Raw genomic sequence first — 26085 nt, forward strand, 5'->3', positions numbered from 1 at the left:
CAGGCTGTCAGCCGCGCCAGAACCGCACCGTCAGAATGGCATAGACCGCCATCAGCTCCAGCCGCCCGATCAGCATTGCCGCGCTCAGGATCCACTTCGCCGGATCGTTGAGGGTTGAGAAGTTCCCGGCAGGCCCGATGGTCTCTCCCAGGCCGGGTCCGATGTTGGCCACCGCCGTGGCCGCGCCCGACACCGCGGTCACGAAGTCCAGCCCCGTCAGCGCCAGCGCCCAGGCCACCACGCCCAATGTGACCACGAAAAACATGAAGAAGGAGATCACCGAGCTCAGCACCTCGGCGTCCACCGGGCGCCCCTCATAGCGGGTGATGAACACCCCGTGCGGCGAGCGGATGCGCTGGATCTGGTTGCGGATCGAGGCAAACAGCAGCTGATAGCGGAAGATCTTGACCGAACAGGCGGTGGACCCCGCGCAGCCGCCAATCAGCCCGGTGAAAAAGAAGATCATCACCAGGAAGCTGCCCCATTGCATGTAATCGGCACTGGCATAGCCGGTGCCGGACATGATCGAGGTGATGTTGAACAGGGCCGAGCGCAGCGCTTCCTCGCCGCCGTGCGGGCGCGAGTAATACAGCACCCCCGCAGCAATCGCGACCAGCAGCCCCAGCGTCATCATGAAGCCGCGGATCTGGCTGTCGAGCAGCATCGGGGTGCCATGGCCGTTGATCAGCTGCACATAGCGCACGAACGGCAGCGCCGCGAGGATCATGAAGACGGACGCGGCATATTCCACCGGCCCGGCAAAGGCGCCGAAGGACGCATCGTAATTGGCAAAGCCGCCGGTGGCGATGGTGGTCATCGAATGCACCAGCGCATCAAACGGCCCCATGCCCATCACCATGTAGACCAGCATGCAGACCAGCGTCAGCGACACGTATATCAGCGAGATCTGCTTGGCGATCGCCTGCGCGCGCGGCAGGATTTTGCCAAAGGTGTCAAAGCTTTCGGATTTGAAGATCTGCATCCCCCCGACCCGCAGCTCGGGCAGGAACACCATCGCAACCACAATGATGCCGATACCGCCAAGCCACTGCAGGATGCCGCGCCACAAAAGCAGCCCGCGCGGCAGATCATCAAGTCCCGAAATCACCGTCGAGCCGGTGGTGGTCAGCCCCGACATCGCCTCGAAGAACGCATCGACGAACCGCAGTTCGGTGGCGCCCAGCATCAGCGGCACCGCCCCGAACAGCGGCAGCGCCAGCCAGACCGTCGTGGTCAGAAGGAAGGTCTGGCGGATGCTCAGCCCCTCCTTCACCCCGTTGGCGCAGCTCAGCGCCAGCAGGCCGCCCACCAGGATGGTGAACACCGCGCTTTCCAGAAACACATGCCATTCGCCGCGGCCGTCCAGCAGGTCGACCAGCAGCGGGAACACCATCATGGCTCCCAAGATGACGACCAGCAGGCCGATGACATACCCAACCGGGCGGAGATCCAACATGCGGCGCAGCGTTGGCCCCCCGCGCGGTAAGTGTCAAGTGTGCGGCGCTATTGGCCGCTGCCGCTTTTGCCCGCAGCGTTGCGCTGCGGCATCTGCGGCGGAGAGGACGGCTGGCGCGGCCGCTTGGCAGAACCGGATTGATCGGCTTCTGCCTTGGCCGGAGCTTGCGCCTCCGCAGCCGGGGCTTTTGCCTCGGGTGCCTTGGCCTCTGCTGCTTTCCCCTCAGGCGCCTTTGCATCAGCCGTCTTTGCGTCAAGCGCCTTTGCATCAGTTGCCTTTGCTTCAGGTGCCTTTGCCTCCGGCGCCTTAGCGGCGGGCGTTTTCGCTTCAGGCGCCGCGGCCTTTGCTTCGGGCGCCTTTGCCTCAGCGGCCTTGGCTTGCGGCGCTGCGGCAGGTGCTGCTGCGGGCTTGGCCGCGGGTTTCTCTTCCGCCTTGGCGCTCTGTTCCGGCGCGCTCTTGCGGGCCGGGGAGGCGCGGAACATCGCAGGCGCCTCTTTCATTCCGGGTCCGCCAGCCGCTCCGCCTTGTTTGGCGGCCGGTTTGTCCTCCGCCGCTTTGGCGGGCTGCGCCGCGGCCGGTTTCGCCTGCTCCGGCTTCGCCGCCGTGTTTGCCGCCGCTGCACGGGCCGGGGCCTTGCGCGCAGCAGGCTTGCGGGTTGCGGTCTTGCGCGCCGCCTTCCGGGCCGTCTTGGCAGCTGGTGCCTTGCCGGGGTCTGCCTTGACTGCGGTGTCCGCCTCGGGCGCTGCTGCGGTGTCCGCCTTCACGTCCGCTCTGGCCGCCGGTGCGGTCTCCACAGCCGCCGGGGTTGCCCTCAACAGCCGCCGCTGCGCTTCAAGCATGGATTGCGCCATCCGCATCTGCTCATAGGGGGCCTGCAGCGCGGCCTCTGCCGCCTGGCGCCACAGCTTCAGCTGCATACCGGCTGCAAACCCGGCCCATTCATGCGCCCGGGCCGTGAAACCGGCAATTTGGTGAAAGCTCGTCATCTGATACTCCTCAAGTCCTGCACTGGCCTCGCACCGGGGCTGCATTGCGATCTCCGGGCAAAGGGAATGGGGAGCGGTCGCCGGTTCAGCCCCGGGCCGGGTACAGCAGAATCCGGGCCGTCTATTGCAGACACCTGCGCACAATCTCCCCTGCCCCCGGCAGGATAACCGGGGGATTCGCAAGTCAGGCTAACATGCGTTTCTGCGCAGCGGCATAAATTTTGCGGCAATGCAGAAAATGCCGCGCCGCAGGGCCGATTCAGGCGGAAACCTGCCTGCACGGCAGGCAGGCCGCGCAAGGCTCAGCCGTGGTGGATCAGGGTCGCGAACAGTTTCGGGTCCAGGCTCATCGCCTTGAACAGCTCGCCTTGCGTCAGCACGCTGACGGCATCATGGCTGTGCAGGCTTTCCTGATGGCTGGCCACCACCCGGAAATCGCCGATCCGCGGATCGCCCTGCAGCGCCTCGCAAAACAGCCGCGCCGCATCCTCGACAAAGATCGGGTTGGCGGCGTTCAGCTCGGCAAAGGCCTGCTCGTCCTCGCGCTTCACCATCACCTGGGTCTCGGTCGGCACCGCCTTGCGGCACAGCTCGATCAGGTCCTCGAACCACAGGCAGCCGCTGCCCGGCACCGACTGCACCGAAATCCGCGCCACGGAGCGCTGCGAATGCGGCGTCGCCAATTGCCCCCGCGCCTGGCGGGCGTGCTCCGACAGCTCCAGCGAGCACGGGCAGGTCGAGGAATAGACATAGTCCAGATGCATGATCTTCTCACGCACCCCGTCGTGGTCCACCAGCTCCAGCGCAAAGTCGTAATACTGATAACCGCTGAGGCCGGAGCGCAGGCTGCTGACCCGTGCCGGGAAGGAAAACCGCATCTGGATGCGCGCATCCGGGCTGTCCAGATCGCTCAGGTAGTCGTCCAGCGCGCTGGCCATGACCTCAAAGCTGAACGTGCGCTCCGCGTGCTTGTAGAAGGTGCGCATGATCCGGGACATGTTAATGCCCTTCTTGCCCGCATCCAGGGACACGGTGCCGGTGACGCTGGTTTCCAGCGTCAGGTCGCCGTCGTCGCGGGTGTGAAAGCGGATCGGCAGCCGGAAGTTCGAAATCCCCACGTGCTGGATCTGCTCCTTGGCGCCGCGGATCAGGCTGGTCGGCCCGTTCTGCAAATCGGGCAGCGTCGCGCGATAGGCCTCGTCGGATTTGAAATCCCCGGGGTAGGTCCGCGACAGATCCGGATAATTGCCGACCTCGCGGCCCGGCAGCAGCCGCGCAACCGCCGGATCCAGCTCGGCAATCTCGGTCTCGCTCACGGTGCCGGCCCAGGCCCGCAGCACATCCAGCGCGGCGGCGGCTGCCTCGCGGTCCGGCGCCTCGGCAGCGTCGCGGTTGTGAATGTTCATCGGCGTTTCCCCCAAGTGATACGGCCCATATAGGGTGCGGCAGGCTACCCTCATATACTGTTACGCGGCAATTATCAAAACGGATCCGCCATTTGCGGCAGAACCGGCGCCTTAACGGACCCCCATCGCCCCTGCAAGCGCCCTCTCCCGCGCGGGGCTGTGCAGGCCCCCGCCCCGGCGTGCGCTTCAATGACGCGGAAACCATCGGCTTTTTCGGCCGCGCCGCCTGATCCGATGGCGCTGAAAAAGAGAAAGGGGGCTGTCTGCCCCCTCTTGAGCCTTCCGGCTCAATTCACCCCCGAGAGTATTTCGGGAAAGATGAAATTCTGCCGGGCTCAGGCCTGCGCGGCCTCCAGCGCGGCCTCGATATCAGCGATCAGGTCGTCCGCATCCTCCAGCCCGACCGAGAAGCGCACCAGGCCGGGCGTGATGCCCAGCTCCGCCTTCAGTGCGTCGCTCAGCCGCTGGTGGGTGGTGGTCGCCGGGTGGGTGGCGATCGACTTGGCATCGCCCAGGTTGTTGGAGATCACCGGGATGGTCAGCGCGTTCAGGAACTTGAAGGCCGCCGCCTTGCCGCCCTTCAGGTCCAGCGACAAGACGGTGCCGCCCTTGCCGCCCAGCTGGGTCTGGACCAGCGCGTTCTGCGCATGGGACTTCAGGCCCGGATAGATGGTGCGCTCCAGCGCCGGATGGCCGTCCAGCGCCCCGGCAATCTTCAGCGCGGTCTCCGCCTGCGCATTGACCCGCAGCGACAGGGTCTCCAGCCCTTTCAGCATCACCCAGGCATTGAACGGGCTCAGGGAGCCGCCGGTGTGCTTCATATAGGGTTCCAGCGTGCCGCGGATGTAATCCCTGGTGCCCAGCACCACCCCGCCCAGCGCCCGGCCCTGGCCGTCGATATGCTTGGTCGCGGAATAGATCACCACATCGGCGCCCTGCTGGACCGCGTTGGAGAACACCGGGGTCGAAAACACGTTGTCCACCACCACAGCGGCGCCAACCGAATGGGCAATCTCAGCCACCGCCTTGATGTCGATCACTTCCAGCGTCGGGTTCGACATGCTCTCGAAGAACACCGCCCGGGTGTCCGGGCGCACCGCGGCCTTCCAGGCGTCCAGATCGGTGCCGTCGACAAAGGTCACCTCCACCCCGAAGCGGCCCAGCACATCCGCCAGGATATAGTTGCAGGAGCCGAACAGCGCCTTTGCGGACACGATGTGGTCCCCTGCCTTCACCAGCGAGGTCAGCGCGCCGTTCACGGCCGCCATGCCGGAGGCGGTGGCAAAGGCATCCTCGGCCCCTTCCAGCGCCGCGATGCGCTTTTCGAACATGTCGACGGTCGGGTTGCCGTAGCGGGCATAGATGAACTCATCCGGGCCGGTCTCGATGAACCGCGCCTCGGCCTGCTCGGCTGTCTCGTAGACAAAGCCCTGGGTCAGGAAAATCGCTTCGCTCACCTCGTTGTACTGGCTGCGGCGGGTGCCTGCATGCACCAGCTTGGTGCGGCTGTTCCAGGTGTCGCTCATCTTCAGTCTCCTCGCGCCGCAGCGCACAAAAAAACCCCAATCGGCCAAGCGAAAGGGGGTCCTTCACGTCCTGACCTCTTTAGCGGGATTGTTTAACGTGGCCCGCAATCCGGTAACAAATCGCCACGATGTGATGCAGGGGCTTTACGCATCTTGCGGGATTCGGTCAAGCGGCAGCATCCCCGCACGCCCCGCGCCAGCGTCACAACGATGTGAGCGCCAATGCCCCTTGCCCGGCCCCGCGCCCCATGCTCCTGTGGGCCCGCACACTGACGGAGGCACGCGATGCAGACCCCCATCCGGCTCTTCTACTGGCCGACACCAAATGGCTGGAAAATCTCCATCGCGCTGGAGGAGATGGGCCTGCCCTACGACGTGACCCTGACCGACATCGGCAAGGGAGACCAGTTCGCGCCGGAGTTCCTGAAGATCTCCCCCAACAACCGGATGCCTGCGATCACCGACCCGGACGGGCCGGACGGCGCGCCGGTCTCGCTGTTCGAAAGCGGCGCCATCCTCCAGTACCTCGCCCGCAAGACCGGGCAGTTCTACGGCAGCGGCGAACGCGCAAGGCTCAAGGTGGATCAATGGCTGATGTGGCAGATGGGCGGCGTCGGCCCGATGGCGGGCCAGGCGCATCACTTCCTGAAGTACGCGCCCGAAGATATCCCCTACGCCAAGGACCGCTACCGCAGCGAGGTTGCCCGCCTCTATGGCGTGCTGGACCGGCAGCTGGCGGAGACTGAGTATGTGGCCGGCGCTGACTGCACGATTGCCGACATCGCCATCTGGCCCTGGGCGTCGCTCTGGGAGGGCCAGCAGCAAACCCTGGAAGACAAGCCGCATCTGGCGCGCTGGCTGGAATTGATGTGGTCGCGTCCGGGCGTTGTGGCGGGCCGGGCGCTGCACGCGGATCTGCGCGCCGACCGCTCGGACAGCAAGGCGCAGCAGGTGATTTTCGGTCAGGGCTGCTAAGCCGCGCAACCGCAGCGCACCGCAGGTGCGCTGCCCGGCCCAAGGCTTTGCGCCGCATCTTTGATGAGGGGCAAAGGCGCGGGAGCCCGCCGCCGCCGGGGGTTACTCCGCCGGGCCGGCCTCTTCCTCGTCGCTGTATTTCTGGAACAGCTGCCCCTGCAGCATGAAGAAGGCAAACATCGCCACCGGCAGGCCGAAGGTCTTGAAATAAACCCAGGTCTCGGTGCTCTGGGTGCGCCAGATCAGCTCATTGGCCACCGCGAGGCCAAAGAAAAACGCGCACAGCCGCCGCGTGAGGATCATCCAGCCCTCCTGCTTCAGCGGCATCAGCTCCTCCATCACCACCTTCAGCCAGCTTTGCCCGCGCATCAGGCCGATCCCAAGCAAGCCGCCGAACAGCAGATACAGCATCGTCGGCTTCATCTTGATGAAGCGGTCATCGTTGAACCAGACCGACATGCCGCCGAACAGCACCACCAGGATGAGCGTCGCGAACTGCATCCGCGACAGATGGCCGGTCAGCTTCCACAGGGCGAGCGTGGACGCCACCATCAGCGGGATGAAGGCCGCGGTGATGACGATGAAGCCCTTGTATTCGCTGCCGCCGATCAGAAACACCTCATCCTTCAGCTTCAGATAGCCGATGAAGAACAGGACGATGGGTCCAAGCTCCAGCACCATCTTCAGGGTCGGGTTGATCTTTTTCGCGGCCATGGGGCCTCCTCAATGCTCTTGCGCGGTCTCAGCCGCCCATTTCCACTATCACGGCGCCCAGGGCGATCAAAGCCATCAAGGCTATCCGCCGCGGGCCGACGGTTTCCTTCAGCACCAGCCAGCCAATGAGGGCGGCAAAAACGGTGGAGGTCTCGCGCAGCACCGCCGCCTCCCCCACCTTGTCGAGCCGCGTCGCCAGCATGATGGCGCCAAAGGAGGCGAACGCCACCAGACCGCCAAAGACCCCCCGGACCATCAGCGGCCCCGGCGCGGGCGGTTCCGCCATGCTGCGCCAGCGGCTGAAGGCAATCACCGGGAACACCAGCCCGTCGATCATGAAGAACCACGCAAGGAAGGTGAACGGATCGGCGGTCGCCCGGATGCCGTAGGCGTCATATGTGGTGTAGGCGGCCACAAACAACCCGGTCACCACCGCCAGCCCCAGCGCAATCCCCAGCGTGTCGCGGTTCACCGTCAGATAGCGGTAGTTATAGGCCGCGAGGCCAAAGATCCCCGCCAAGAGCACCGCCACCCCCAGCCATTGCACGAGGGTGAACACCTCGCCGAACAGGAAGAAGGAGCCGATCACCGTGAACAGCGGCCCGGTGCCGCGCACCACCGGGTAGACAACGGTATAGCTGCCCTTGGTATAGGCCAGCGCCTGGAACAGCTTGTAAAAGACGTGGATGCCCCAGGCGACCGCAAAGATCAGCCACATATGCGGCTCCGGCCAGGGCACCACGAACAGCGCAAACGGCGCCGCCATCACGCAATAGGAAAAGTCGATCGCCCCGCGCGACAGCCAGGGATCATGGCGCCCCTTCTGCAGCGCGCCGAACACCGCGTGCAGGAAGGCTGCCCAGATCGCCAGAAACAGCGCGGCCTGGTGCCCGGCCTCGGTGCCCTCCAGGGAGATCAGCCAATCGCTCAAATCAAATGCCTTTGCGTCTGATGAGAGCGCCGGGGGCTCTGCCCCGCGCCCATTGTGCTTGAACCAATGGCGCCACAATGGACGCCCCCCGGGGTATTTTCAGCCAGATGAGTAAAGGATCAGGTCTTTTCCAGGCCTGTGAGCGCTGCCGCGAACTCTTCCGGATCAAAAGGGGCGAGATCGTCAATCTGCTCGCCCACCCCGATGGCGTGGATCGGCAGGCCGAACTTGTCCGCCAGCGCCACCAGCACCCCGCCCTTGGCGGTGCCGTCCAGCTTGGTCATCACCAGGCCGGAGACATCCGCCAGCTGCTGGAAGGTGCCGACCTGGCTCAGCGCGTTCTGGCCGGTGGTAGCGTCCAGCACCAGCAGCGTGTTGTGCGGCGCGGTCTCGTCCTTCTTGCGGATCACGCGCACGATCTTGGCCAGCTCCTCCATCAGGTCGGCGCGGTTCTGCAGCCGGCCCGCGGTGTCGATCATCAAAAGGTCTGCACCGTCCTCCTGTGCCTTGGTCATGGCGTCAAACGCCAAGGAGGCCGGATCGGAGCCTTCGGGAGCGGTCAGCACCGGCACGCCGGCCCGGTCGCCCCAGACCTGGAGCTGTTCGACAGCAGCGGCGCGGAAGGTGTCGCCCGCGGCAATCACCACCTTCTTGCCGGCGCCTTTGAACTGGCTGGCCAGCTTGCCGATGGTTGTGGTCTTGCCGGAGCCGTTCACGCCCACGACCAGCACCACCTGCGGCCGCTTTGCATAGATCGGCAGCGGCTTTGCCACCGGTTCCATGATGCGCGCAACTTCCTGCGCCAGCAGTTCCTTGATCTCGCGGCTGGAGACCTTTTTGCCCATCCGCCCCTCGGCCAGGTTGGCGGTCACCCGCAGCGCGGTGTCCACCCCCATGTCGGCGGCGATCAGCAGCTCTTCCAGCTGCTCCAGCATGTCGTCATCCAGCGCCCGGCGCGGCTCGGCGGCGGCGGTGCCGCGGCCCATCAGACGGCCCAAAAGGCCCGGCGATTTTTTCTCAGGCTCCGCTGCGGGGGCCGGCGCGGGCTCCGGTGCGGGCTTGGGCGCGGCCTCCGGCTGCGGCGCAGGCTCAGCTTCGGGCGCAGGCTGCGGCGCGGCGGCCGGGTCCGGCTGCGGAACCGGCGCAGGCGCAGGCTGCTCCGGCGTCACCGCCGGGGCCGCTGCCAGGGCCTCCGCCACCTCATCCGCAGCGCTTTCCGCGCCCTCCTCGACAATCGCATCGAGCCCCTGCTCGAGCTTGGAGGAGGATTTGAACAGCCGCTCCTTGAGCTTTGAGAAAAACGCCATCATGGTCTCCGCAAAAGGGTCTGCCCCTCACCTAATGCGGATTGGGGCGGAGTGCAAAGCGCAACGCGCCGCGCAGATCAGGAAAATGCCGCCAGAAAGCCCGCTTGCGCCCCCCAGTAAAGCGGCCAGACCGCATAGGGCGTGATCCGGCGCAGCGCATGGTCCTCGGGCAGGACGAAAGTTTCCGCCGCCAGCACCATGTCCGACAGCATGAAGGCGCAGGCCGCGGCAAAGACCCCAAGGCCGAACGGCAGCGTCAGCGCCGCCGCCCCCATGCCAAGGATGATCGGGATATAGGCCAGCACCGGCCCCTTCAGCGCCCCGGCCCGCGGCGCCAGCAGGCGCGCCATCCCCAGTCCCAGCACCAGCAGGCCCGCAGCGATTGCCGCGCCAGGCATCTGCAGCAGCCGCGCCGGATCGCTGGCATCCTGCGTCAGGAACAGCGCCGCATAGGCCAGATGCCCGGCGGCAAAGGCGCCGACGCCTGCCATGAACGCCCCCTCACCGTCGCGCGACAGGAACAGATCCCCCAGCGCGCACAGCGCCAGCGAAACCGCCAGCAGCCAGGGCGCCCCCGCCAGCAGTGCCGCAACCGCCAGCAACGCCACCGAGGCGGTCTTCACCGCGCTGCGCAGCAAACCGGGCGGCTGCGCTGCCATGGCCAGATAAACCAACGCACAGGCCGCAGCCCCCGCCCACAGTGCCAGTTCCGTCATGCCCTGCCTCCCCTTTGATTTTCCGCCACTTTGTTCCCGCAGGGCGCGCGCCGTCAAAGGTGACCCGGCGGGAGCCTGCGCAGAAACACGCAAGGCTTGGCGCCGGCGCCGGTCCTGAGGCACAGTTGCGTCATGCGCTCCTTGATGATTCTCCTGCTGGCAGCCCTGCCCGCCCCGCTGGCGGCAGGCGAGCCGCTTGGCGCTGCGGAATTCGACCGCTACACCCAGGGCCGCACGCTGTTCTATGGCTTCGGCGGCTCTCTCTACGGGGTCGAACGCTATTTGCCGGACCGCCGGGTGATCTGGTCCTTCCTGGACGGCAAATGCCAGGACGGAACCTGGTACGAGGAGGCAGGCCAGATCTGTTTCGTCTATGACAACCGCGATGATCCGCAGTGCTGGACCTTTGAGCTTACCCCCGGCGGGCTGACGGCCCGGTTCGAGGATGATCCGGCCTCGACCGAGCTGTACGAGGCCGAGGACATCGGCGAGGACATGCTGTGCTACGGCCCCGACGTGGGCACCTGAGACCGCCGCAAATGCCCCGCTAGAGCAGTGTGCCCTGGCCGCCGCCCTTTGCCGGCGGGTTCGGTCCTTCCGTCTTCGTCGCGTCAGCGGCGCCACCGTCCAGATCCAGCGTGCCATCGGCAAATTCGATCTGCAGGGCACCTGCCTTGGCGGCAGCGGCCCGGGTGGTCAGGATCTCATCCCCTGAACGCACCACCGCATAGCCGCGTTCCAGCGTCGCCTTGTAGCTCAGGATCTCCAGCTGCCGCCCGGTGGCGGTCAGGGCCTGGCGCTGGCGGTCGATGCGCACAGCCTGCGCCGCATCCAGCCGCTGCGCCAGCCGTCCCAGCGCGTCCTTCTGCGCCGCCATTTCCCGCTGGATCGGCCGCAGGCTCAGGCGCGAGGACAGGTTCTGCAACCGGTTCCGCCGCCCCTCGACCAGCTGCCGCAAGGTGGCCGGGCGCAAGGACGCCGCGGTTTCGCTCAGATGCACCCGGCGGCGCTGCACGCCGGAAATCAGCGCGCCGGGCAGCCGGTCCGAAATCCGGTCCAGCCGCTGCCGCGGGGTTTCCAGCAATGTGTCGGGCTTCGGCAGCGCGCGCGCCAGATCATTGAGCCGCTGGCGCCTGAGCTGCACCGCCTGCCCCGCAGCACGGGTCAGCCGCGCGCCCTGGGTCTCAGTCCAGGCCATCAGCTCCAGCCGAACCGGCACCGCCAGTTCCGCCGCCGCGGTCGGCGTCGGCGCCCGCCGGTCGGACACAAAATCAATCAGCGTGGTATCCGTCTCATGCCCCACCGCAGAGATCAGCGGGATCTGCGAAGCCGCCGCGGCGCGCGCCACGATCTCCTCGTTAAACCCCCACAGATCCTCGATCGAGCCGCCGCCGCGGGCAACAATGATCAGATCGGGCCGCGGCAGCGCGCCGCCCGGCGTCAGCCGGTTGAAGCCGTCGATGGCGCGGGCCACCTCCGGCGCGCAGTTCTGCCCCTGCACCGCCACCGGCCACACAAGCACCTTGCGCGGGAAACGGTCGCGCAACCGGTGCAGGATGTCCCGGATCACCGCGCCCGAGGGCGAGGTCACCACGCCGATGATCTGCGGCAGATAAGGCAGCGGCTTCTTGCGCTCCGGCGCAAACAGGCCTTCCGCCTCCAGCTGCTTCTTGCGTTTTTCCAGCAGCGCCATCAGCGCACCCTGGCCCGCAACAGCCACCTCATCCACGTTCATGTTGTACTTGGACTGCGCCCCGAACGCGGTCAGCCGTCCGGTGACAACCACCTCCAGACCTTCCTCCGGCACCACCGACAAGCCGCTGATCTGGCCCTTCCAGGTGGTGCAGGCCAGCACCGAGCGGTCATCCTTGATGTCATAATACAGGTGGCCGGAGCGTGCCTTGAACACCCGGCCCACCTCGCCGCGCACCCGGATACGGCCAAAAGTGCCCTCCAGCGTGCGCTTCACCTCGCCGGAGATTTCCGAAACGGTGAACTCCGGGGCGTTCTGCCCGGGCCGGTCAGAGGGGATTGGGTCGTCAAACAGGTCGGACATCGGGGGCTGCTCTCCTGCGGCCTTTGGCCGGTCTTGTTTTGAAGTCGCGCGCAGCATAGAACGCGCCGCAAGCAAGGCAAGCCCCGGAGAGCGCCGGGATGCCTCTCGGCTCAGGCAGATCGGAGAACACGCAGATGAACATCCTAATCCTCGGCAGCGGCGGACGCGAACACAGCCTGGCCTGGGCAGTGATGCAGAACCCCAAATGCGACAAGCTGATCGTGGCGCCGGGCAACGCAGGCATCGCACAGATCGCCGATTGCGCCACCTTCGACATCGAGGATGGCGGCACCGTGGCCGCCTTTGCCGAGGAAAACGCCATCGACTTCGTGATCGTCGGCCCCGAGGCGCCGCTGGCCGCGGGCGTTGGCGACCGGCTGCGCGAGGCGGGCATCCTGGTCTTCGGCCCCTCCGGGGCGGCGGCGCGGCTGGAAGCCTCCAAAAGCTTCACCAAGGAAATCTGCGACGCGGCCAACGCCCCCACCGCAGGCTACGGCCACTTCACCGATGCCGAGGCCGCCAAGGCGCATGTGCGCAAACACGGCGTGCCCACGGTGGTCAAGGCCGACGGTCTGGCGGCCGGCAAGGGCGTGATCATCGCGATGACCGAGGACGAGGCCATGGCGGCGATCGACGACATGTTCGGCGGCGTCTTCGGCGGCGCGGGCGCCGAGGTGGTGATCGAGGAATTCATGGAAGGCGAGGAGGCCTCCCTGTTCGTGCTGGTCGATGGCGAGGACGTGCTGGCGATCGGCTCCGCCCAGGACCACAAGCGCGTCGGCGAAGGCGACACCGGCCTCAACACCGGCGGCATGGGCGCCTACTCCCCCGCGCCGGTCCTGTCGGCAGAGGTCGAGGCCAAGGCGATGGAAGAGATCGTCAAGCCCACCATGAAGGTGATGGCAGAGCGCGGCATGCCCTATCAGGGCGTGCTGTATGCCGGTCTGATGATCAAGGACGGCCAGCCGCGGCTGGTGGAATACAACGTCCGCTTCGGCGATCCGGAATGCCAGGTGCTGATGATGCGCCTCGGCGCCCAGGCGCTGGATCTGATGCACGCCGCCGCCGAGGGCCGGCTGGGTGAGGCGCAGGTGAACTGGGCCGATGACCACGCGATCACCGTGGTGATGGCGTCCGAAGGCTATCCGGGGTCGTATGAAAAGTTCTCCGAGATCAAGGGCCTGGACGCGCTGCCCGAGGACAGCAGCAACATGGTGTTCCACGCGGGCACCCAGGCGCAGGACGGCAAGGTGCTGGCCGTTGGCGGCCGGGTGCTGAACGTGACCGCCCGCGGCGAAAGCCTGCAGGAGGCCCGCGACCGCGCCTATGCCATGGCGGACGGGATCGACTGGCCGCAGGGCTTCTTCCGCCGCGACATCGGCTGGCGCGCGCTGAAGTAACACGGCAGGCAAGCGCTCCCGCCGGCTCCCGGTCAATCACAGATTGCCCTTCGCCGTTGGGCGTGGCCGGGCGCTGCCGCGCCCGGCGGCCTGCGCCCTGGCAGGCGCAGGCGTTTGCCGTTTCCCGGTTTGCCCGCACCGCAGCGGAGGGATATCCTGCCGCGGAGGGAGGAACAGGCCATGACGCGCACCGCCCCCCTGCCGCCCGCCACGGCGCAGGAGGTTTGCCATCAGGACAGCACGATGACCCCGCTCCGCCGGCTCTGTGCCGGTGATCCCGGCCTGGAGGATGTGCTGGAGCTGATCCGGCGCAGCTTTGCCGCTATGGAAGGGCGCATTGACCCGCCGTCCTCCATGCACCGTCTGACGCTGGCCGCGCTTCAGGTCCAGTGCCGCAAGGGTGAAATCTGGGTGGCCGGCACGCCGCCTGCGGCCTGCGTCTTCCTGACGCCCCGCCCCGATTGCCTCTACCTGGGCAAACTGGCGGTGGACGAGGCGCAGCGTGGAAGCGGGCTGGCCCGCGCGCTGGTGGAGCTTGCCGCCACCCGCGCCAGAGCGCTTGATCTGCCGGTGCTGCGGCTGCAGACCCGCGTGGAGCTGACCGAAAACCACGCCGCCTTTGCCAGCATGGGATTTTGCAAGACAGGAGAAACCGCGCACCCGGGGTTCGACAGGCCGACCTCTGTGACCATGGAGAAGCCCCTGCCAGGCAGCCCGGCCTGCGGCTGAGCGGCGGGCTGGGGCGGCCCCCTGGAAACGCCCCTGAACACCCCAAGCCGATTAACCGCGGCCGCGGGCCGCGCCCGAACTGCCCGTGTTTTTCTGACTGCAATAACCTGAGCGCCGGCAGGCCTGCCAGCCCGGCCGATACCGCCCCGGCCCTCTGCTGGTGCCAGCCGGCACGCCGCTTCCAGTCTGGCCGCCGGGCAAGCGCTTAACCGCTTGCAGCCGGACCCGCAGCCTTAATAGCTGTTCAGATCGCTCAGCAGCAGGAACCGATTGCGGAACTGATCCAGCATCTCCGGCTCCAGGAAATCGGCCGGGTGGGTGGTGCCAAAGGCTGAAAAGGCGCGGTCCTTCATCTCCTCCAGCTGGCGTTCGATATCCAGCTGCGCAATACCGGAGGGCAGGGCCAGCGCGGTTTCGAAAATACTCCGCAGCGGCGGCGACCCGATGATATTGTACCAGTGCGCGTTTTCGCTGCCGCCCGCATCCACAACATCTTGCAGCTCGCGCTCCAGCGCCAGCGCCAGCCGCATGTTCGGATCCGAGTTGCCGATCTCGATTTCAAACTGGCGGGTGGTGTAAAGCTCGGCCAGCTCCTCGGCAAACCCTTCCGGATACTCCCGGCTGACCTCCCCCGGATTGAAAGCGAAGGCCTGTGTCATCAACTTCAGTCCGGTATCATAGTGCGTGTTGGCATAGGACGTGCTGGAGGAAAGGTCGGAGTCAAACGCCTTCAGCACGGTATCGAAATCCGTGCTCCGCTTGCTTTGGCCGAACAGGTCCAGCGTGGCCTCGAACAGGCTCAGGTCAAAGACCAGTTCCCGCGGGTTGGTGAAGGTGCCCAGCTTATCGGTGATCTCATCCGCGAACACCTGCATCTTGCTGACAGGCTCAGGCCATTCATTTTGGAACGCCTCGGCAAAGTTGTAATAGGCCAGGTTTTCCGGCTGGTTCACAAAGGAATTCGGGTCGGACAGGTCGGATTCCAGCACCTGTCTCAGATAGGTCTCCCCCCGGTCGCTGACGTTGAAAGTGTCCAGCGCATGCTCCAGCAGCTGCGGGTTCGACAGCAGTTCCTCCGGATCGGTCATCGCGTTGATATCCGGCCAGCCGAAACCAAACGCCTCTGACACCGCAAGATAGCGCTTATCCTCCAGCTGGTTGACGAAGGAGTCGGGATCGGTGGTATCCGAATTCAGCACCCGCCGCAGGAAATCCGGATAGGTTCTTTCCAGGCCGAACGTGTCAATGACGGCCTGCAGCAGATCTTCATCCGCCAGCAGATCATCCGCGCTGGCCAGACCTTCAGTGTGCTGGTTGAACTCAGAAACCAGCGCCTCGATGCTGCTTTCATAGGTCGGCACCTGACCGAAATTGAACTGCCCGGCAAAGGCCGCATAACGCGGGTCTGACAGCTTGTTGGCAAAGGAGCTGGGGTCGTCGAGGTCGGATTCCAGGACTTTCTGCAGAAAGAACTGATTGTTTTCCAGCCCCTCAAGCCCGGCGTTGCCAAGCGCCTTGCGCAGCAGGGTGCGGTTTGACAGCAGGTCATCCGGCGTGGCGATGCCGGCAAATTCGTTCTCCGCCCTGGCACTCGGCAGCTTTGGGCCGTCGGCGCTGCCAAAGCCAAAGGTTTCCGCCAGCGCCTGATAGCGGCTGTCGTTCAGCCGGTTCACGATCGACTTGGGGTCGCTCATGTCCGATTCCAGAACCTGTTTGATGAAGGCCCTGTTGTTGATGTCCTCATCCAGGCCAAAGGCGCCCAGGGTCACGGTCAGCAGGTTGTAGTCATCCAGCAATTGATCCGCCGACTGAATGCTGGTGATGCGCTGCGTGAAATCCTTCACCGTCCGGTCAAGGACGGGCGATTTCTCGTAAACCTCCTGCTGCTGGTCACGGGTCCGCTGCAGGAAGCTCCATCCCGCAATGCCGGTGCCGAACACATATGGCGTAAAGCTCACGCTGCTCACTCCTGTAAAACCGCTCCGGGCCGGCGCGCCCGGATCTGCCCATCCGGCACAAAGAGTATCCCGAGGTGGTGAATAAACCGGAAACGGGCGCGGAGATTTTAAGGCCGCAGGCGTGCGGGGCGGTGCTCAGCGGCAGGCCAGCGCGTGCCGCAGCCCCGTGTCCGGCCGGAACGGGCCGATGTCCCGGCTGGCGATGCGGCCCTCTTGCAGCCGTGAGGCCATGATCCGGCGCCAGCCGCCGCTGACCGTCACCAGTTCCGGACCCTGGCCGCAATCGCGGATGCCCGAGGTGATGAAATCCTGGCCGATCCGGTGATTGGTCAGGCCGGGCGCACTGGCAACCTCGCTGAGCGCACCGTCCCGGAACCGCCAGATGCGCAAGGTCTTTGCCAGATGCGGCCGGTCGATATAGGCGATCTCCGCATACCCGTCGCGATCGAGATCGGCAGCGCCGACAGGGGCCAGCCAGCGATTGCTCTGTCCGATGTAGGGCGTCTGGGCCACCAGCTCCAGCCGACCCGCCCGCAGGCCGTAAACGGCAATCTGCGCCCCCTTGCTGCGGTGGCTGCGCACAGTGATAACTTCGGGAAGACTGTCGCCGTCGAGATCGGCGAGCCGCGGCGCCAGATCCTCGAACACATGGGCCTCGTCCAAGGTCACGCTGACACCGCAGCGGCCCGGCAGCGCCGGCGGCCAGTAGCGCAGCGTCTCCGGCTCCAGCGCATCGCCCAGAACCCCGTGCCCGTAGCGGCCTGTCAGATCCTCGTAAGCTGCGGCCGCTTCGCCCAGCCGGACCAGCGAGCCCTCCACCGTGCGCGGGCTGTAAAACGGTCCGGGGCCGCAGCCTTCATCCGCCTGCGCCGCAGCAGGCCCGGCCAGGGCCAGCCCCAGACACACCGCCCGCCACGCGCGGCGGGCGGAACCGGGCCGGGCGCGCATCCTCAGACGCCGCGCTGCCGGCCCGGCACGCATCAGATCTGTTTTTCGGGCATATGCACCACCAGGCCGTCCAGATCGTCGGTCACCTTGATCTGGCAGGTCAGGCGCGAGCGGGCCGGATCGGGCTCATAGGCGAAATCCAGCATGTCCTCTTCCATGTCGTCCTTGGCGGGCAGCTTCTCGACCCAGTCCGGCGCGATGTAGACATGGCAGGTCGAGCACGCGCAGGCGCCGCCGCAATCGGCCTCGATGCCCGGAATATTGTTGTCGCGCGCGCCTTCCATCACGGTCAGCCCGTTGGCTACATCCACAACATGTTCGGTGCCGTTGTGCTCGATGTAAGTGATCTTTGCCATTGTCAGCTCTCTTCCCTTTCCCGGTACTTGCGCGACTGTGTAGCCAAGCGCCCGCGCCGGTGCCAGCCCCAATTGCGACCCCGCCCTGCCGCAGGTGGACTTTCGAGCCGCATGTTCTTTGTTTGTTCGCTCTGGAAATTTCTCAACCGCGCAGCCCGTTTGCCTCATGCCAGCCCCCTCCGCAGGACCAGCCATAGGGCCCGCCGCCGCCGCGCCCCGGCACCGCCGCGCGGTCATCTCCGGGCGGCTGCAGCGGCCGCATCCGCTCGCCCGTGTGATTGCCGGAACCGCCGAGGACATCTCCCCCATGCGCGACCTCCTGCTGGCGGAGCAGGGCCGCCAGGGCGATCCGGCCTTTGCGGACGGCTGCGAACTGAGCTAGGCTGCCGCCAAAGCATAAGCGCCCGGCACCGCCAGGGGCGCAGACCACAGGCACGCTGACAAAGGCATCCGGGTATGACGCCACCCCTCATCACGACCTGCCGGCGTCTCGCGCCCGCGCTGCTGCTGGCCGCCCTGGCGGCGCTGCCTGCCTGCGTCCAGCCGCCGCCCGGCGGCGATGTCACCCGCGCCGGGCGCTACGCCCCGCCCGGTGCGCCGCCCGGCACCTGCTGGAGCAAACACACCTCCCCCGCCGTGATCGAGACCGTCACCAGCCAGGTGCTGGCCCGGCCCGCGGAAACCGACAGCAGCGGCCGGATCGTCCGCCCCGCGCTGTTCCGCACCGACACCCGCCAGCAGATCGTGCAGCCGCGGCAGGAACACTGGTTCGAAATCCCCTGCCCCGAAATGATGACCCCGGACTTCATCCGCACCGTGCAGCGGGCGCTGGCCGCGCGCGGTTTTTACCGCGGCCCGGTGCATGGCCAGATGGACGCCGCCACCCGCGCGGCGGTGCAGCGCTACCAGGCGCCGCTGGGGCTGGACAGCGGCACCCTGACCCTGGCCTCCGCCCGCAGGCTCGGGCTGATCGCCGTCACCGGCTGAACCAGCCGGTTCAGTTCCCCGGTTCCCCGGGACCCAAGCCTCTGCTAAGCTCCGCCGGACTGGGCTCCAGACGCAAAGAGACTTGGCCATGCTGACAACCCGCCTGCCGGATTCCGGCTTCCTCTCCGGCGCCTCTGGCCCGCTGCGCCGGATGCTGGAAAGCCAGGCCACCGAGGTGCGCCTGCGCCAGGGGGAGGTGCTGTTCGAACAGGGCGATGCGGGCGATGCGCTGTATGCCATTGCCGAAGGCGCGCTGGAGTTTTCGGTGCTGTCGGCCTCCGGGCGCAAGCTGTCGCTCGACATGATGCGCCCCGGCGCGGTGTTCGGCGAAATCACCCTCTTTGACCCGGGTGAGCGCACCGCCACCGCCATCGCCGCCGAGCCCAGCCGGGTGCTGCGCCTGCGCAGCGGCGACGTGGTCGACCAGATCCGCCAGCACCCGGACCTCGCCGCCGACCTGTTGCGGCTGGCCGGGCAGCGGATGCGCTGGATGAACACCCAGTTGAACGAGCAGGTGTTCCTGCCGATGCCGGTGCGGCTGGCGCGCAAGCTGCTGTATCTCGCGCCCGAGGGCAGCGACGGCCGCGTGGCCCTGTCGCAGGCAGAGCTGGCGGAATTCGTCGGCGCCACCCGCGAGGCGGTATCCAAGACCCTGGCCGCCTGGAAACGCAACGGCCTGGTCGGCATCAGCCGCGGCGGCGTGCAGATCCTGGACCGCAGCGAACTGGCCGTTCTGGCGGAACCCGATTCCATCTGATCCCGCCCGCGGCCCGGGTCATCCGCAGATTTCTGCAATAAAATCGGCGCTCTGTAATCCCGGTCACAGAAGCCTTGGCGCGGCTGTACCATAACCGTTTCATAGACAGCCATTATCCGTTCCATCCCAATGGCTGCCTGTCCAACAAGAGCCATGTGCCCGCCAGCACATGGCTCTTCCCCATCCAGCCCCCCCATGCCTGCCGCTGCCCGGCATCCGCCGCGCGCAAAAGTTTTCTGAAACCTTCTGCCTGAGACTTCTCAGAAAAGCCTCAGGCCCAGCCAGCACAGCAAAGGCCGTACAGCAAAGACCGGCCGCACAGCAAAAGGCCGGGCATCCGCCCGGCCTTTCCAGCTTAGTCTCAGGACTTCATAGGCCCCGGATCACTCCGGCAGATTCAGCGCCACAAAGCGCGGCTCGCCGCCGCGGCGCACCAGGAGCAGCAGCGACTTGCGGCCTGCCTCCTTGGCCTCCTCGACGCGGGCTTCCAGATCACTGACCGAGACGACCTTCTGCTGGCCCGCCTCGGTGATCACATCGCCGGCGCGCAGGCCCTTCTCCCAGGCTTCCGAGGTCTCGTCCACCGACAGGATCGCCAGGCCCTCGACCTCTTCCCCGACATTCAGCTCGCTGCGCATCTGCTCGGTCAGCGCCCCGACCGACAGCCCCAGCAGCTCCTTCTCGGAGGAATCCGGCGCGCCATTGCCGGTCTCGGGGGCGGAGGGACCGCGTTCCGCATCCTCGCGGCGGCCCAGGGTCACCCGCAGGGTTTCGGTCTTGCCTTCGCGGTAGACAACGACACGCACGGTCTTGCCCACCTCGGCGTTGCCGACCTGACGCACCAGGCCGCGGGTGTCGCGCACGTCCACACCGTCAAAGCTGACGATCACGTCACCGGCCAGCACGCCCGCATCCTTGGCCGGGCCGTCCGGCACATCGGTGACCAGCGCACCGCGCGCCTTTTCCAGCCCGATCGCCTCGGCCAGGTCCGCATCCACATCCTGGATCTTCACGCCCAGCCAGCCGCGGCGGGTCTCGCCGAATTCCTTCAGCTGCTCGACCACCTTGACCACCACGTTGGAGGCCATCGAGAAGCCGATGCCGATGGAGCCGCCATTGGGCGACAGGATTGCGGTGTTCACGCCGACCACATCGCCGTCCATGTTGAACAGCGGCCCGCCGGAGTTGCCCCGGTTGATCGCCGCATCGGTCTGGATGTAGTCGTCATAAGACCCCGACAGCTCGCGGTTGCGGGCCGACACGATGCCCGCGGACAGCGAGAAGCCCTGCCCCAGCGGGTTGCCCATCGCCACCACCCAGTCGCCGACGCGGGCGGTGTCGCTGTCGCCGAACTTGACGAACTTCAGCGGTGCCGGCGCCTTGACCTTCAGCAAAGCGATATCGGTATTGGGATCGGTGCCGATCACCTCGGCCGGCAGCAGCCCCTTGGGCTGGCCTTCGCCCGGGTAAAACTCGATCTCGATCTCGTCGGCGCCCTCGATCACATGGTTGTTGGTGACGATATAGCCATCCTCGGAGATCACAAATCCGGAGCCCAGCGCCGAAGAGCGGCGCGGCCGGCTGCCATTGCCGTTGCGGTCCTGGAACTCGCGGAAGAAATCCTCAAACGGCGAGCCTTCCGGCACGATGCCCTGCGGCCCGGTGCGCCCCTCCACCACGGTGGTGGTGGTGATGTTGACCACCGCCGGGCTCACCCGCTCGGCCAGCGGCGCCAGGCTCTCGGGCCGGGCCATCGCGGATACCGCCTGCATCAGCAGGACCGCCATGCTCAGCACCGCAAGCCAGATCAGGCGCATCGTCATGCCCCTGCTGCCTGCCTGGCCGGAAATTGCAATTGCCTGTGGCTGCACGGAACTACTCCTTGTCCTGTCTAATTCTTCTATTCCCCCGGCCCGGCGCAAACGCCGGACACGCCCGGGGGACTCTTATGCACCCAATGTAAGAACTTCCGCCCAGCCCGCAACAAATGTTGCAAGGAATAAAGCGGCTGTGAGCGGGAAAACCGGCCGCAGCCGCAGGCGCAGGCCCTGTTGGCGCCATCCTAACAGGGCAGACCTGAAGTTTCGCTGAAATTCTGCGTGTGCCGCGGCGCGTCAGAACCCGATCCGGTAGGCCAGCCAGACCAGGATCAGCCCCAGCGCCAGCGCCGCCAGCCCGGCATTGCGGCGCTGCTCTTCGGTCAGCGCGCGCAGCATCTCCAGCAAGCGCTCGACAAGCGAAGGGGCCAGTGCGTACACCAGCCCCTCTGCGATCAGAACCAGCCCGAGGGCCAGCAGGACGAAGCCCATCACTGCACCAGGGGCTTGCCGTCAGACGATTTCAGATAGTTGAAGAAATCGGAATCCGGCGACAGCACCATGGAGGAGTTGTTCCCCTGCAGCGCGCCCACATAGGCGTTCAGGCTGCGGTAGAACTCAAAGAACTCCGGATCGGCGCCATAGGCAGAGGCGAAGATGCCGTTGCGCTCTGCGTCCGCCTCACCGCGGATCACCTCGGCCTCGCGCTCGGCTTCGGAGACCAGCTCGACCTCGGTCCGGTCGGCCTGGGCGCGCACCCGCTGCGCCGCCTCTTCACCGCGGGCGATCTCGTCCGCCGCTTCCCGCTCGCGCTCGGCGCGCATCCGGGCAAAGGTGGCTTCCAGGTTGGCCTGCGGCAGGTCGGTGCGCTTCAGCCGCACGTCGATCACCTCCAGACCCAGCTGGCGGGCCTGAGTGATCGCGCCGTTGCGGATCCGCAGCATCAGCGCGGCCCGGTCCGACGACAGGATGTCGTTGGAGCTGACCGAACCCAGCACCTCACGGGTCTGAGCGCGCATGATCTTGTCCAGTCGCTGCTCCGCGGCGCCGATGCCGCCGCCGCCAACCGCCTGGCGGAAGGTTTCCACATTGGCGATCCGGTAGCGCGAGAAAGCGTCAACGATCAGACGGCGGTCGTCCAGCGGAGTGACCTCCAGCGGACCGACTTCGAGGCTCAGGATACGGTCATCGTAACGCACGACATTGTCGATAACCGGAACCTTGAACGCCAGACCCGGCGTTTCCTTGATGTCCACAACCCGGCCAAAGCGCAGCACCAGCGCCTTTTGCCGTTCGTCCACGATGAAGACCGCCGACAGCACAGCAATTACCGCAACCACCAGAACCGGCAGAAGAAGAGTAGATTTCCGCATCAGTTTTCCTCCGTCCGGCGCAGTTCATTGAGCGGCAGATACGGCACGACGGCCTGCCCGCCTTCGCCGGTGGTGTCATCCAGGATGATCTTGTCCACACCGCTCAGCACTTGCTCCATGGTCTCCAGGTACAGGCGCTTGCGGGTCACTTCCGGCGCTTTCTGGTATTCCTCCAGAACCGCGCTGAAACGGCTCGCCTCACCCTGGGCTTCGTTCACCACCTGGGCGCGGTAGGCCTCGGCCTCTTCCAGCGTCTGCGCGGCCTGGCCGCGGGCGCCCGCCAGCTTGCGGTTGGCATAGGCATCAGCCTGCTTTTCCAGCCGGTCGCGTTCCTGGCCTGCCGACTGCACTTCGCGGAAGGCGTCCTTCACCGGCTCTGGCGGATCGGCACCGTCAAAGTTCACCCGCACGATGTTCACGCCGCTGTTGTAGCTGTCGAGCGTGGTCTGGATCAGCTCTTCCAGACGGGCGGTGATCGCGCCGCGGTCGCGGTTCAGGATCGGCGCCAGTTCGGACTGGGCGATAATCTCGCGCATGGCCGATTCCGACACCGCATTGATGGTGGTGCGCGGGTTGGCGAGGTTGAACAGGTATTTCGCCGGGTCGGAGATGTTCCAGACCACCTGGAAATCCACGTCGATGATGTTTTCATCGCCGGTCAGCATCAGCCCTGCCTCGCCGCCGCGCGAGCCGGCGCCGATGTTCTCGGTCTGCTCGACCCGCACCGGGATCACCTCATAGGTGACCACCGGCCAGGGGGCAAAGTTCAGGCCCGGCTGGCCGGTCGCGGAATACTCCCCCAGGAACAGCTCAACCGACTGTTCTTCCGGTTTGACGGTATAGATGCTGGCAAAGCCCCACAGGACCACAGCCGCAACAGCCGCCAGGCCCAGCGTGCCCTTGGTGAACAGCGGCGCGCCGCCGCCCGGTCCGCCGCGCCCGCCGCGGCCGCCGCCGCCGCGCCCGCCCATCAGCACGCGCAGCTGTTCCTGGCCTTTTTTCACCAGCTCGTCGATTTCGGGGATCTGGGGATCTTCCGGCTTGCGGCCGCCGCCGCCGTTCTTACCGCCGTTGTTGCCCCGATTGCCTCCTCCGCCGCCGGAGGAGCCGCCGCCCCCCCATGGGCCACCGCTATTGCCCGCCATTTGTCTCCTATCCGTTTGCTGCCGCCCGTGATCTTTCACGACAGGCGGCATGTGGTGTCAGTTATTGCCGGCGCCGCCCCTTATCTGGAGCGCACCGGAGTCTTCAGCGTTACCAACTCTTCCGACATTGTCGGATGCACCGCAACCGTGCGGTCGAAATCTTCCTTGGTTGCGCCCATCTTTACGGCGATTCCGGCCAGCTGGATCATCTCTCCCGCACCGGGTGCGACGATATGGCAGCCCAGCACCTTGCGGGTTTCCTTGCTGACGATCAGCTTCATCAGCACCCGCTGCGCCCGGCCGGCAAAGGCCTGCTGCATCGGCTTGAAGGACGTCGCATAGACCTCGATCGGCTCCCGCTCGCCCGCCTCTTCCTCGCTCAGCCCGATGGTGCCCATCTCCGGCTGGGTGAAAATCGCGGTCGGGATCAGCTCGTGATCGGGGCTGGTCGGGTTGCCCTTGAACACCGTCTCGACAAAGGCCATCGCCTCGCGGATCGCCACCGGCGTCAGCGCCACCCGGTCGGTCACATCGCCGATCGCGTAAACCGAGGGAACCGAGGTCTGGCTGTACTCGTCGACAACGATCTCGCCCTTGCGGCCGCGCTCCACGCCGATCTCTTCCAGGCCCAGATTGTCCGCATTCGGGTTGCGGCCGGTGGCATACATCACCTTGTCGAACAGCCGTTCCTGCCCGTTGGTCGACTTGACCCGGATCTTGTCCCCGTCCCGGCGCATCTCCAGCACGTTGGTGCCCAGATGCACATCAATGCCCGCCTGGCACATTTCCTCGGAGATCAGCCCGCGCGCCTCGTCGTCAAAGCCGCGCAGGATCTGCGCGCCGCGGTAATACTGGGTGGTCTTGACGCCCAGCCCGTTCATGATGCCCGCAAACTCGCAGGCGATATAGCCGCCGCCGACAATCAGCAGGCTTTCGGGCAGCTTGTCCAGGGTGAACATCTCGTTCGAGGTGACCGCCAGCTCGCAGCCCGGGAAGTCCGGCACCGACGGCCAGCCGCCGGTCGCGATCAGGATGTGCTTGGCGGTCTTGCGGGTGCCGTCGGCCAGTTCCACCGTGTGGGCATCGGCCAGCTTGGCGCGCTGGTCGAAACTTTCGACGCCGTTGTTCTTCAGGATATTGCGGTAGACGCCTTCCAGCCGGTCCAGCTCGGCGTGCAGCTTGCCCTTGAAGGTATCCCAGTTGAAGGCGCCGGGCTGAATGTCCCAGCCATAGGCCTGGGCGTCCTCCACCATGCCTGCGTATTCGGAGGCAAACACCATCAGCTTCTTCGGCACGCAGCCGCGGATCACGCAAGTGCCGCCATAGCGGTCTTCCTCTGCCAGCGCAACCTTGGCACCTTCCTGCGCCGCGACGCGGGCCGCCCGCACCCCGCCGGAACCGCCGCCGATGACAAACAGATCGTAATCAAAGCTCATGAATATCCGCCCTTCGCATGTCCTGTGCTGGTATCCCACAACGGAGCACCAAACGCCATATGCCCAAGTGGGCGTTATTGCGCAGCTTTCAACCTTTTGGCGCGGATTCACGCGGGGTTGTGAAGCGGGATGGCCAGTTCAGCACCCGGGCCGGCAGCCAGCCCGCGCGCGCCCGGCAGCGCCGCGCCGCCGGGACAAACGCAAAACGCCCGCCCCGGCAGCTGCGGGACGGGCGCGGCCCGGCCTGCCGGCCGGGGGCAAAGCTCACACTGAGCCGCAGCTCAATCGTGCAGGTCGGTGAACAGGTTGTCGGTGTCGACAAACTCCAGCTTGTCCTTCTCGACAGTGCCCTCGTTGATGTCGCGCACCTCGACCCGGCCGTCGCCATAGCCGATCACCACGGTGTCGCAGATGTCGATGAACAGCCCGTTCTCGATCACGCCGGGGATCTGGTTCAGCACCAGCGCCAGCTGGCGGGCGTTGCCGATGCGGTGCAGATGCAGGTCCAGAATATAATTGCCCTCGTCGGTCACAAACGGCACATCGCCGTTCATCCGCAGGGTGGTGCTGCGGCCCATCACGTCCATCGACACCAGAGTTTCCTCGATCAGCGCCTGGCTGCTCTGCCAGCCGAAGCGCAGCACCTCCACCGGCAGCGGGAAGGCGCCCAGGGTCTCGACCGATTTGCTGGCGTCCGCAATCACCACCATCTGGTCCGAGGCGGTGGCGACGATCTTCTCCTGCAGATGCGCGCCGCCGCCGCCCTTGATCAGGTTCAGGTCGGCATCGAACTCATCGGCGCCGTCGATGGTCATGTCCAGCCATTTGGCCTCGTCCAGCGACACCACGTTGATGCCCACATCGCGGGCCAGCGCGGCGGTGCGCGACGAGGTCGGCACGGCGGTGATCTTCAGCCCGTCCTTCTGCACCATCTCGCCCAGGCAGCGCACCAGCCAGGCCGCGGTGGAGCCGGTGCCGAGGCCGACCCGCATCCCGTCCTCCACCATTTCGGCCGCCCGCTTGGCAGCTACGAATTTCGCCTTGTCGATGGGCGACAGTTCTCCGGTCATATGTTCGGCTCCGTGATACGCGTTTGCCGCGGTTAT

25 protein-coding genes and 1 riboswitch are annotated in these 26085 nt (G+C 66.2%); of the genes, 7 read left to right on the top strand and 18 right to left on the bottom strand.

Features of this window, described 5'->3' with window-relative positions:
* Window positions 1-7 precede the first annotated feature (7 nt).
* The 4 genes from DAEP_RS0108345 to metZ form a co-directional block, all read right to left on the bottom strand.
* Window positions 8-1456, bottom strand: coding sequence for a TrkH family potassium uptake protein (locus DAEP_RS0108345; RefSeq protein WP_027244342.1), 1449 nt, complete (start codon window positions 1454-1456; stop codon window positions 8-10).
* A 47-nt stretch (window positions 1457-1503) separates the two neighbouring features.
* Window positions 1504-2442: a hypothetical protein gene (locus DAEP_RS23295; protein ID WP_051337346.1), complete on the bottom strand. Its 939-nt coding sequence runs from the start codon at window positions 2440-2442 to the stop codon at window positions 1504-1506.
* A gap of 302 nt (window positions 2443-2744) precedes the next feature.
* On the bottom strand, window positions 2745-3848 hold the full coding sequence (folE2, locus tag DAEP_RS0108355) for a GTP cyclohydrolase FolE2 (protein WP_027244343.1): 1104 nt from the start codon (window positions 3846-3848) through the stop codon (window positions 2745-2747).
* A gap of 335 nt (window positions 3849-4183) precedes the next feature.
* The gene (gene metZ / locus DAEP_RS0108360; protein WP_027244344.1) at window positions 4184-5374 is read right to left on the bottom strand and encodes an O-succinylhomoserine sulfhydrylase; all 1191 of its coding nucleotides are present in this window, start codon (window positions 5372-5374) and stop codon (window positions 4184-4186) included.
* A 58-nt stretch (window positions 5375-5432) separates the two neighbouring features.
* A riboswitch (SAM riboswitch) is annotated at window positions 5433-5511 on the bottom strand.
* 148 nt (window positions 5512-5659) lie between these two features.
* Here metZ and DAEP_RS0108365 point away from each other — a divergent pair.
* On the top strand, window positions 5660-6349 hold the full coding sequence (locus DAEP_RS0108365; protein ID WP_027244345.1) for a glutathione S-transferase N-terminal domain-containing protein: 690 nt from the start codon (window positions 5660-5662) through the stop codon (window positions 6347-6349).
* A gap of 102 nt (window positions 6350-6451) precedes the next feature.
* Here DAEP_RS0108365 and DAEP_RS0108370 read toward each other — a convergent pair whose 3' ends face one another.
* From DAEP_RS0108370 to DAEP_RS0108385, 4 genes are all read right to left on the bottom strand, one after another.
* Window positions 6452-7063: an inner membrane-spanning protein YciB gene (locus tag DAEP_RS0108370; RefSeq protein WP_008554165.1), complete on the bottom strand. Its 612-nt coding sequence runs from the start codon at window positions 7061-7063 to the stop codon at window positions 6452-6454.
* Between the two features lie 28 nt (window positions 7064-7091).
* Entirely contained in the window at window positions 7092-7994 is a 903-nt protein-coding gene (locus DAEP_RS0108375) for a DMT family transporter (protein ID WP_027244346.1), read from the bottom strand.
* 119 nt (window positions 7995-8113) lie between these two features.
* Window positions 8114-9301, bottom strand: a complete 1188-nt coding sequence (ftsY, locus tag DAEP_RS0108380; RefSeq protein ID WP_027244347.1) for a signal recognition particle-docking protein FtsY — start codon at window positions 9299-9301, stop codon at window positions 8114-8116.
* A gap of 77 nt (window positions 9302-9378) precedes the next feature.
* A complete protein-coding gene (locus tag DAEP_RS0108385; RefSeq protein ID WP_027244348.1) occupies window positions 9379-10017 on the bottom strand; it encodes a lysoplasmalogenase in 639 nt (212 codons plus the stop codon).
* Window positions 10018-10149: 132 nt separating this feature from the next.
* On the opposite strand from DAEP_RS0108385, the gene DAEP_RS0108390 reads away from it, so the two are divergent.
* Window positions 10150-10545 carry a hypothetical protein gene (locus DAEP_RS0108390; protein ID WP_008556803.1) on the top strand — a complete coding sequence of 132 codons (396 nt, stop codon included), beginning with the start codon at window positions 10150-10152 and terminating at the stop codon, window positions 10543-10545.
* Window positions 10546-10564: 19 nt separating this feature from the next.
* Here the strand turns inward: DAEP_RS0108390 and xseA are convergent, their stop codons facing one another.
* Entirely contained in the window at window positions 10565-12073 is a 1509-nt protein-coding gene (gene xseA / locus DAEP_RS0108395; protein ID WP_027244349.1) for an exodeoxyribonuclease VII large subunit, read from the bottom strand.
* A 134-nt stretch (window positions 12074-12207) separates the two neighbouring features.
* On the opposite strand from xseA, the gene purD reads away from it, so the two are divergent.
* Together purD and DAEP_RS0108405 are read left to right on the top strand one after the other, a co-directional pair.
* Window positions 12208-13473, top strand: coding sequence for a phosphoribosylamine--glycine ligase (gene purD / locus DAEP_RS0108400; RefSeq protein ID WP_027244350.1), 1266 nt, complete (start codon window positions 12208-12210; stop codon window positions 13471-13473).
* 243 nt (window positions 13474-13716) lie between these two features.
* On the top strand, window positions 13717-14202 hold the full coding sequence (locus DAEP_RS0108405) for a GNAT family N-acetyltransferase (protein WP_027244351.1): 486 nt from the start codon (window positions 13717-13719) through the stop codon (window positions 14200-14202).
* 233 nt (window positions 14203-14435) lie between these two features.
* On the opposite strand, the gene DAEP_RS0108410 is transcribed toward DAEP_RS0108405, so the two are convergent.
* The 3 genes from DAEP_RS0108410 to DAEP_RS0108420 form a co-directional block, all read right to left on the bottom strand.
* A complete protein-coding gene (locus DAEP_RS0108410; protein WP_027244352.1) occupies window positions 14436-16160 on the bottom strand; it encodes a DUF1217 domain-containing protein in 1725 nt (574 codons plus the stop codon).
* Between the two features lie 135 nt (window positions 16161-16295).
* Window positions 16296-17108: an FG-GAP repeat domain-containing protein gene (locus tag DAEP_RS0108415; RefSeq protein ID WP_245595070.1), complete on the bottom strand. Its 813-nt coding sequence runs from the start codon at window positions 17106-17108 to the stop codon at window positions 16296-16298.
* Window positions 17109-17140: 32 nt separating this feature from the next.
* Window positions 17141-17464: a 2Fe-2S iron-sulfur cluster-binding protein gene (locus tag DAEP_RS0108420; protein WP_008556963.1), complete on the bottom strand. Its 324-nt coding sequence runs from the start codon at window positions 17462-17464 to the stop codon at window positions 17141-17143.
* A 166-nt stretch (window positions 17465-17630) separates the two neighbouring features.
* On the opposite strand from DAEP_RS0108420, the gene DAEP_RS24205 reads away from it, so the two are divergent.
* The 3 genes from DAEP_RS24205 (at window position 17631) to DAEP_RS0108435 (ending at window position 19208) form a co-directional block, all read left to right on the top strand.
* A complete protein-coding gene (locus tag DAEP_RS24205; protein WP_027244354.1) occupies window positions 17631-17846 on the top strand; it encodes a hypothetical protein in 216 nt (71 codons plus the stop codon).
* A gap of 74 nt (window positions 17847-17920) precedes the next feature.
* The gene (locus DAEP_RS0108430) at window positions 17921-18451 is read left to right on the top strand and encodes a peptidoglycan-binding domain-containing protein (protein WP_027244355.1); all 531 of its coding nucleotides are present in this window, start codon (window positions 17921-17923) and stop codon (window positions 18449-18451) included.
* 88 nt (window positions 18452-18539) lie between these two features.
* Entirely contained in the window at window positions 18540-19208 is a 669-nt protein-coding gene (locus tag DAEP_RS0108435; protein WP_008557530.1) for a Crp/Fnr family transcriptional regulator, read from the top strand.
* Window positions 19209-19591: 383 nt separating this feature from the next.
* Here the strand turns inward: DAEP_RS0108435 and DAEP_RS0108440 are convergent, their stop codons facing one another.
* The 6 genes from DAEP_RS0108440 to rpiA form a co-directional block, all read right to left on the bottom strand.
* Complete coding sequence (locus DAEP_RS0108440; RefSeq protein ID WP_245595071.1) at window positions 19592-21031, bottom strand: Do family serine endopeptidase; 1440 nt, start codon at window positions 21029-21031, stop codon at window positions 19592-19594.
* Between the two features lie 291 nt (window positions 21032-21322).
* Window positions 21323-21517, bottom strand: coding sequence for a DUF2065 family protein (locus DAEP_RS0108445; RefSeq protein WP_008553688.1), 195 nt, complete (start codon window positions 21515-21517; stop codon window positions 21323-21325).
* Window positions 21517-22398, bottom strand: coding sequence for a protease modulator HflC (gene hflC / locus DAEP_RS0108450; RefSeq protein WP_008553807.1), 882 nt, complete (start codon window positions 22396-22398; stop codon window positions 21517-21519). The genes DAEP_RS0108445 and hflC overlap by 1 nt, the downstream gene beginning before the upstream one ends.
* Window positions 22398-23543 (bottom strand): FtsH protease activity modulator HflK, encoded by a 1146-nt coding sequence (gene hflK / locus DAEP_RS0108455; RefSeq protein ID WP_008553490.1) that lies wholly within the window; start codon window positions 23541-23543, stop codon window positions 22398-22400. Before hflK ends, hflC begins: the two co-directional genes overlap by 1 nt.
* An 80-nt stretch (window positions 23544-23623) precedes the next feature.
* Window positions 23624-24979: a glutathione-disulfide reductase gene (gene gor / locus DAEP_RS0108460; protein ID WP_008557951.1), complete on the bottom strand. Its 1356-nt coding sequence runs from the start codon at window positions 24977-24979 to the stop codon at window positions 23624-23626.
* Between the two features lie 281 nt (window positions 24980-25260).
* On the bottom strand, window positions 25261-26049 hold the full coding sequence (gene rpiA / locus DAEP_RS0108465; protein WP_027244357.1) for a ribose-5-phosphate isomerase RpiA: 789 nt from the start codon (window positions 26047-26049) through the stop codon (window positions 25261-25263).
* Window positions 26050-26085: the final 36 nt, after the last annotated feature.

The organism is Leisingera daeponensis DSM 23529 (assembly GCF_000473145.1).
Classification (GTDB): domain Bacteria; phylum Pseudomonadota; class Alphaproteobacteria; order Rhodobacterales; family Rhodobacteraceae; genus Leisingera; species Leisingera daeponensis.